Source organism: Mastigocoleus sp. MO_188.B34 (assembly GCF_030065675.1).
GTDB lineage: Bacteria > Cyanobacteriota > Cyanobacteriia > Cyanobacteriales > Nostocaceae > Mastigocoleus.
Genome location: NZ_JASJDK010000117.1, coordinates 19,819 through 27,819, shown reverse-complemented (window position 1 = coordinate 27,819; position 8,001 = coordinate 19,819). Strand labels below are relative to the sequence as shown.

General features: G+C 37.9%; 5 protein-coding genes. 4 read left to right on the top strand and 1 reads right to left on the bottom strand.

Annotation, left to right across the window (positions count from 1 at the left end):
- Positions 1–488 precede the first annotated feature (488 nt).
- Together phoU and QNJ50_RS22470 are read left to right on the top strand one after the other, a co-directional pair.
- A complete protein-coding gene (gene phoU / locus QNJ50_RS22475; protein ID WP_300639751.1) occupies positions 489–1,151 on the top strand; it encodes a phosphate signaling complex protein PhoU in 663 nt (220 codons plus the stop codon).
- A 647-nt stretch (positions 1,152–1,798) separates the two neighbouring features.
- Positions 1,799–4,069 (top strand): alkaline phosphatase PhoX, encoded by a 2,271-nt coding sequence (locus QNJ50_RS22470; RefSeq protein ID WP_300639748.1) that lies wholly within the window; start codon positions 1,799–1,801, stop codon positions 4,067–4,069.
- A gap of 503 nt (positions 4,070–4,572) precedes the next feature.
- Here the strand turns inward: QNJ50_RS22470 and QNJ50_RS22465 are convergent.
- Positions 4,573–4,695 (bottom strand): hypothetical protein, encoded by a 123-nt coding sequence (locus QNJ50_RS22465; RefSeq protein WP_300639745.1) that lies wholly within the window; start codon positions 4,693–4,695, stop codon positions 4,573–4,575.
- A gap of 28 nt (positions 4,696–4,723) precedes the next feature.
- Here QNJ50_RS22465 and QNJ50_RS22460 point away from each other — a divergent pair, with 28 nt between their 5' ends.
- Positions 4,724–5,332 (top strand): Crp/Fnr family transcriptional regulator, encoded by a 609-nt coding sequence (locus tag QNJ50_RS22460; RefSeq protein ID WP_058184473.1) that lies wholly within the window; start codon positions 4,724–4,726, stop codon positions 5,330–5,332.
- A 153-nt stretch (positions 5,333–5,485) separates the two neighbouring features.
- Positions 5,486–7,132: an iron uptake porin gene (locus QNJ50_RS22455; RefSeq protein ID WP_300639743.1), complete on the top strand. Its 1,647-nt coding sequence runs from the start codon at positions 5,486–5,488 to the stop codon at positions 7,130–7,132.
- Positions 7,133–8,001 lie beyond the last annotated feature (869 nt).

Here is an 8,001-nt window from a genome sequence, read left to right as displayed (position 1 = left end):
TAGACACTCACTGAGTAAATTAAAATTTACCGATGTGTAAGTAATTCAGAAGGTTAGTGAAATTGGTATATTTACCATAAATTCAAGTAGGGGAAGAGCTTCTGCTGTAATTGTGTATAACAAAATTATGGAAAAATTATACTCAGAATAAAATTTAAATTTCTGAGCATCAGAAACAAAATTTAAAAACAATTAAGTTGATATAACCAAGCAAGGTTTTTTTAGAAATATCAACCTTCGAGTTTATTTCCAATCTTTGAATGGTAGGCGATCGATTATAAAAGATTTGCTTAGTATTATCACTGGGCATCGTCATTGTTACAGATAAGAAAGAAAATAACGGGGATGAGAAATCCCCGTTAGTTACTTTTATTAGCATCTCAATTTAGTACTACATCACAATCTGTTAGCCAAATTATTTTTCCCTCATGGAAAAGTGGCTCCCCAAAAACAAAAATAATGAGTCTCCTAACTCCCGGAGGTTTTTGATGAGAAGTATGAAGTTACAACCAGGAAGACCCCAACTAACCCGTGAAATCAGGCGTGTAGAAAGAGATATTTTACGTATGGGTGCTTTAGTCGAACAATCTTTTCGCCTCGGTCATCAAGCACTCTTCGAACGTAATTTATCTTCAGCGGAAGAATTGTTTTTACTGGATAAGAAAATCGACAGATTCTATCGGCAAATTGAATCGGATTGCACAACAATAGTCGCACTTGAAGCTCCTGTTGCTCAGGATCTGCGCTGCTTGAGTGCTTTTATGCAGTTGGTAAGAGACTTAGAACGTATTGGCGATTATGCAAAGGATTTAGCTGAAGTAGCAATTAAAATCTTTCCTTATCCCTCTCATTCTTCCTTGCCAGAAATTGCTAACATGTCGCGCTACGCTCAAGCAATGCTAGCAACGAGTTTAAAAGCATTAGCTGATATGGACGCTGTCTGCGGTCAACAAATCAAAGTTTTGGACAATGAAGTGGATAATGCTTACGAGCAACTTTATCAAACCTTAGCCTATCAACGAGATATTGAAGGCGTCGTAGAACCAATTTTATTACTGGTTTTAGCAATTAGATTTTTAGAACGCATGGCAGATCATGCAACTAATATTGGGCAAAGAGTGGCATACATCATTACAGGTCACCGCCCATGATGAATACTTAGATTTTTATACTATTCCCTTGAAATACAAGAAAGCTAATTCTAATGTCATAATTACAACAATAGAATTACAACAATCAGATTTTAAAATTTAAAACTCCACCTTCAAACTTCCCATGCGAGAATATAAGCATATATATCTTTAAAATTATATATACCTAAAATTATATATCTTTAAAATGATAGAAATTTCCGACTGTAAATATAATTGCTGCTTTTCTACCTCACAGGATAGATGTGCAAAAAAAATAACTGAGTTATCTAAATTGTATATAAAAAGAGACTAAATTTTTGTGATTAATAACACTATATATATCTTATGCCTGAAGACAAATGCCTGAAAGAAGCATTATGAATTTATAAGAATTTAAAACCCTGCAGAATATGTTGTTAACTTATTTGTAAAAACACTATTAACCGATAGACAAAAAAATCAGTGTGATCCATACCATATTATGTCTGTATTTTGTTAAACAATGTCTTAAAGTTTTTGGATTAACTTTAAGATTCAGTTAACTAACTTACATTTTATAAAAACCTTACCTCCTCTTAAACTTCCAAGTTTACAGTATCATAGACAACTGAAGGTTGTTTGCCATCAAATAGGTGTAGATGGTAAATTTGTAGTCAAGCAAACTGATGGGTATTACAAGTCATCGTCATTTTTTGCTCTGGATGGCAGGGAGTACTAGTGCGTTAGCACTTAGCTCTTTAGCTGGATGTAACAATAAAATTACCGAAAATTCTGTCAAACAGATACAGAATGCTGGTTTTTCATTTAATCCCATCAATGGTCCAATTCCCTTGGAGTCTTTGGGATTAAAAGCGTCACAACAGCAAGAAAAATATCGTAACTATGAAGTTGTAGATGACTTGATATTGCCGGAAGGTTACCAATACCAAGTAATAGCTTCTTGGGGCGATAAAGTTGGTGATTCCCGCTTTGGCTACAATAATGATTATTTATCGTTTATCCCAACCGGTGATGACGAAGGCTATCTTTCAGTAAATTTTGAATATATTAGTGCTGTTCCTTGGGTACAAACATACGAACAGGTGATCGGTAAATCTTTGCCATTTACAGAATTGCAGGTTGCACTTAAAGATAAATCGTCTGGGAAAAATGAAGTGAACGCTTACGCTTTACCAGATGACGAACCAATCAAAGCAAAGATTGAAAAGATTTGTGCTGAAGCATTGATAGATCAAGGTTTAGGCATAATTTCTATTCGTAAAACAGCCAACGGTAAATGGGAGCGAACGAATTCTTCATCCGATCGGCGAATATCAGGGATTTCTGGTTTAAGAGATGGACGGTATCTTAAAGCTACCGGTCCAGCTGTAGAGATTTTTCAAAAAAAAGTAGGTCAGGGTTACATTGATAATTTAGGCGATCGCATTATTGGTTCCTTTGGTAACTGTGCTGGTGGAACAACACCTTGGGGAACTGTGTTGAGCGCCGAAGAAAACTTTCAAGTCCAGGTACCAGAAACTGTTTATGCTGATGGTACATCTTTAGATCCAAGTGCGAAACCATTTGGATTTAATAAGAAGTCTATTTCCGGACAGGGTAATATATTTGGCTTAGCCGGAAACAAGTATGGTTGGATTGTAGAGGTAGATCCGACAAACCCCAATGACTATGGTACTAAACATACCTGGCTAGGGCGTTATCGTCATGAAGCAGTAGGCGTAAGGGTTGAAGCAGGAAAACCACTGGCATTTTATTCCGGATGCGATCGTAAAGGTGGGCATATATATAAGTTCATCAGCAAAGATCCGGTTCACGATCCCAACGATAAAAGTAATTCACAATTACTAAGTCAGGGAATGCTTTATGTCGCTAAATTTACTGCTGATGGTACAGGTCGTTGGATACCTTTAAAACCAGATACAGAAATAGAACCAGACTTACCCAGCAATATTGTTGGCAATATAATCCGTCTACCCAAAGGTCCGCTAACAACTAGCAATAAACAAGGAGAAAAACGAGCTTTACCTAATTCGTCTGAAAAAAAATTACCTGAAACTTCTAAGAATACAGACTTGCTCGTCACTCGCGACGAACAAATTACCAAGTATAAACAAATATTTAAAACTCTTGGCGATCTGTATACTGGCACACCTTCAGAAAAACAGGGCGCAATTTTAGTTGATGCCCATTATGCAGCCAATGCGGTTGGAGGTACTTGCACAGCACGCCCGGAAGATACAGAAATTGCACCAAATGGAGATTTATTCATTACTTTTACCTCCGGTTCTTCTGATGAAGATGGTGGTCCAGATGCACAGATATTCAAAGGTCCAAATAGCGAAACTCCCTATGAATATGGCTGGGTCATGCGACTTAAGGAAGACGGCAATGATTTAGTCGCAAATACATTTAGTTGGGAAATTATAGCAACCGGTGGCGAACCTAATACTGGTGGAATGGGTTTTGCAAACCCCGACAACTTGTTAATAGATAGCCAGGGAAATGTATGGATGGTAACAGACATTTCTACGGGAAAGCTCAATAATGCTGTTAAAAGTCGCACCAGTTATAAAGAAAAACCAAAAACTGTATCAGGTATATTCGGAAACAACAGTATTTGGTATATCCCTACCAGTGGTGAAGGTGCACTTGAACCTTTATTATTTGGCATTGGACCGATGGAGTGTGAAATTACTGGTCCTTGCTTTACGCCCCAGGAAGATACCATGTTCGTCTCGGTTCAACATCCAGGGGAAATTAATGGTATTCGTAACAACCAAGCTTCCGAAACTAGAGAGTACGCAATTTACACCACTACTGGTCAAGAATTTGTCCAGACACGTACAGTACCTATTGGCTCTAATTGGCCTAGCAAAAACTTTGATTTTCCTCCAAAACCAGCCGTAGTTGCCATAGGTAAAGTCTCATCAAAATAGTTGACAGTAATTGTCAACTATCCTAAACTGTCTTAGGATGTATAAGGTTTCACATTCACAACACTTGGGTGCATCTAGCCAAAACTACTTTCGATGAAAGGAAATAGTGCGGAGTACAGGTATTAAGCTTAACTGCTATGTCTTAGCGTTTTGGTTCGGGTTATGGACGTGACTGACTCAAGCAGATATTAGGAATGATGCGTAAACCTGACACAAAAATTGCTAGCATATAAATTAATTTTAAATGTGATGTGATTAGCATCATATCCAATGTCTAACGAATTGTCATACTCTAACAGTTAACAGGTTGTCACAGTCTAAGCACAGAATACACATGAGCCCGCATTTATCTTTTGATTTGCATGAATTCTCATAAATCTGAATTCCCATATAAAGTTATTGGAGTTTCTACCTATCAATACTCCGCGCACTATTAATCTTCAAAAGCTACGCTATAAGCGATTACCAGGGTTCATCGAAAATAAATAACTTATTCCGGGTTCTCAAACTAAACTAGTTGATTTTTCTTGTGACTGCTTGAACTGCAATAACTCAATTCTGCCACGAGTTATCAGGTAGTGAGAAATATCCTGGATACCTCCTCCCACATTTAATTCCAAAATCACTGCGTTAATTTACTAAAATATACCGATGATGTACCCAACAACTCGTCCAGCAACTTCTAGCTTCTCTCAAAATTCTGCTGTTTCCACTCAACAATTACCCCAACGTTTATTTAGTCGTCGGGAAATTATCCCCCAACGCAACGATGTTTTGTGGCGCATTGAACGAGGAGCTGTTCGTACCCTAACCTGGAGTGAAGATGGGACCTTTATTACCTTGGGCTACTGGGGTGCTGGTGACTTAATTGGTTATCCTCTTTCCACAGTTAAGCCTTACCAAATCGAATGTTTGACAAATGTGGAAGTTAGCGTTTTACCACCCCACATTTGGAATCAATATACAGATGCTCTGTTATCTCATATACAGCAGTCAGAAGAATTATTAAGTATAGTACATCGCAAACCAATTTCTCTAAGGTTGTGGCAGTTTTTAGTTTGGTTGAGTGAAAAATTTGGTCGTGATGTAGAACAAGGTAAACTAATCCACCTCAACATTACTCATCAGGAAATAGCAGAGGTGTTGAATACGACTCGCGTTACTGTAACCCGCCTTTTACAACAATTCGAAGAAGAAGCGTCACTTGTACGTCATAAACGTCAAATTATCCTCCGTTTGCCCAATCAAGGCAATACAAAGTAGTCAGAAAAATAAGTGGTTGACTTAGTTGTTAACCACCAAATCTTTCCATAAAAATTATAGTATTATGGCAGTAAGTATATTTCCTGACAAATATATAAAGGTTTAGGGATATACTTACTATTGAGTGTTCGGGTGTGAGTGAGACTGTAAATAATGAATAAATTGATTTTTAAATGCCTAAGGCTGAGTCCAGTTGTACTAGCAGCAACCCTTTCCACTGCTGGCACTGCTTTTGCTGAGGAAATTAAGAGTGAAGTAACATCTGTTTCTGAGCTTTCCGCGCAACAGCAATTACAAGCTGACAACAGCATGGGGCAGGTAACCTCTGTTTCCCAGTTTTCCGATGTACAGCCTACTGATTGGGCTTTCCAAGCATTGCAATCCTTAGTTGAACGTTACGGTTGTATTGCTGGTTATCCTAACGGTACATATCGTGGTAATCGTGCTCTCACTCGTTATGAGTTTGCTGCTGGTTTAAATGCTTGTTTAGATCGGGTAAATGAATTAATAGCAACAGCAACAGCTGACCTGGTTACTAAGCAAGACTTGGCTACTCTACAACGGTTACAAGAAGAATTTTCTGCAGAACTTGCTACTCTACGCGGTCGCGTTGATGCATTGGAAGCCCGCACTGCTGAGTTGGAAGCAAATCAGTTTTCTACTACTACCAAACTAAAAGGTGAAGCAATCTTCAACCTAACCAATGCGTTTGGTGATCAGCAAGCTGATACTGATGATGACGAGAACAACAACCCAGACCTAGATAGCAATACCACATTTGCCAATCGGGTTCGTTTAAGTTTGGAAAGTAGCTTCACTGGTTCCGATAATTTGCAAGTTCGTTTGCAGGCTCGTAATATTCAGCCAAACAGTGATGAAACCGGTACTGACATGACTCGCCTGGGTTTTGATGGCGATAATGGTAATGATGTTGAAATCGACAAGATCAATTACGCCTTCGATCTCGGTCCTGCGCGAATAAAAATTGATGCTAATGGTGCCGAAGTCTATGAAAACATCAACAACTTTAACCCCAACTTTAAGAGTAGTGGTTCTGGTGCGATCTCTCGTTATGGACGTTTTAGCCCAATCTATCGCTTAGGTGATGGTGGTGCAGGTGTAACTGCAAGTTTCGAGGCTAGTGATAATCTCACCTTGAGTGCGGCTTACTTATCACCAAATGCAAGCAGCCCAGAAGATCCTAATGGCGCTTTCAATGGTTCTAATGCCGTTTTCGGTCAAATAGATTTCAAACCAAGCGATTCCCTTAATATTGGTTTTACCTATGCTCGCGCTTACCAGAATGGTGGTGATATTGATCTAACCGGAAGCACTGGTAGTGGATTCGCACAAGACCCATTTAGGGACAGAACAGATCCTGATGCAGTTGCACCAGCCACAGTATCCAATAACTACGGTATCCAAGCTGCTTTTAAGCCTTCTTCAAAAATCACCGTTGGTGGTTGGGCTGGCTTAGCTGATACTACAGCAAGATCTGGTGATAACGATGGTGCAGATGCTGATCTGTTCTACTGGGGTGCTCATGTTGGAATTAAAGACGTTGGTCGCAAAGGTAATCTGTTCGGTGTAATCTTTGGTCAACCCCCCAAAGTTACTGATAATGACATCGCTGCAAATGAAGATCCAGACACTTCATATCACCTAGAAACTCTTTACAAATTCCAAGTGAACGACAAGATTGCTGTTACTCCTGGTTTATTGGTTATCTTTAACCCAGAGCACAACGATAACAACGATACCATTTATGTAGGAACACTTCGTACTACATTTAAGTTCTAGATTTTCTTAAGTTCTGGAATGTCAAATTCTAGAACCTACTGTTGTTTTGATATTTGTCAAGCAAATATTTTGTTTGAGTATACAACTACTGTTATCTCTCTATTGAGTAGTAATAAGTAGTAATAAATAAATTTAAATTTAACCTGCTACTGCAGGTTTTTTTTTGGCTTAATAAATACTCTCTTATAGCACTATGCGCAAGTCAAATGTCAAAAGCCAAATCACAGGTTTTAGGATTTAACACCTGAAAAAGGGTACGGGACAATGGTAGAGATTTTCTCATCAAGAGTAAAAGTAATACCAATTCAATAAATTATAGCGGTTTTCATTTGAATCAAATACATTTTCTAATTCCCAAATGTAGAGACGTAAAATTATGACCTTACGGTCACGCTGTGCTAATACGTCTCTACGAGGTGTACCACACTCAACCGAAAACCGTTATATTGCAACAGATTAATCTGTAGAGCGGGTGAGGAGGAGTTGGGTTTTCCCCTCCTCAATCGCTCTACAAAAATTTATTTGTCTCATTATTTTTCTAAATTGGTATTACTTCGTTAACCTAGTCAGTCTATGAACCTTGAACGAACCCCAACTAAACTAACGTTACAGTTCTATACGGTTCAGTTAAGCATTTTTTTAGGTTGTCAGTGCAGTTCATAAACATACAATACGTGCATTGTATATCTATAAAAATCATCTACAAATTATTGTAAATATACCTAATTTTGCAGAAAATTTTAAGTATATATCCTTTGGATAAATTACTTATTTACTTAACAAGAAAATATTGTTCAAATTAATTATAAATAAGTAAGCTATTGTAGAAATATCAAATATAAAATTGCATTTATATAGTTGCTATATGC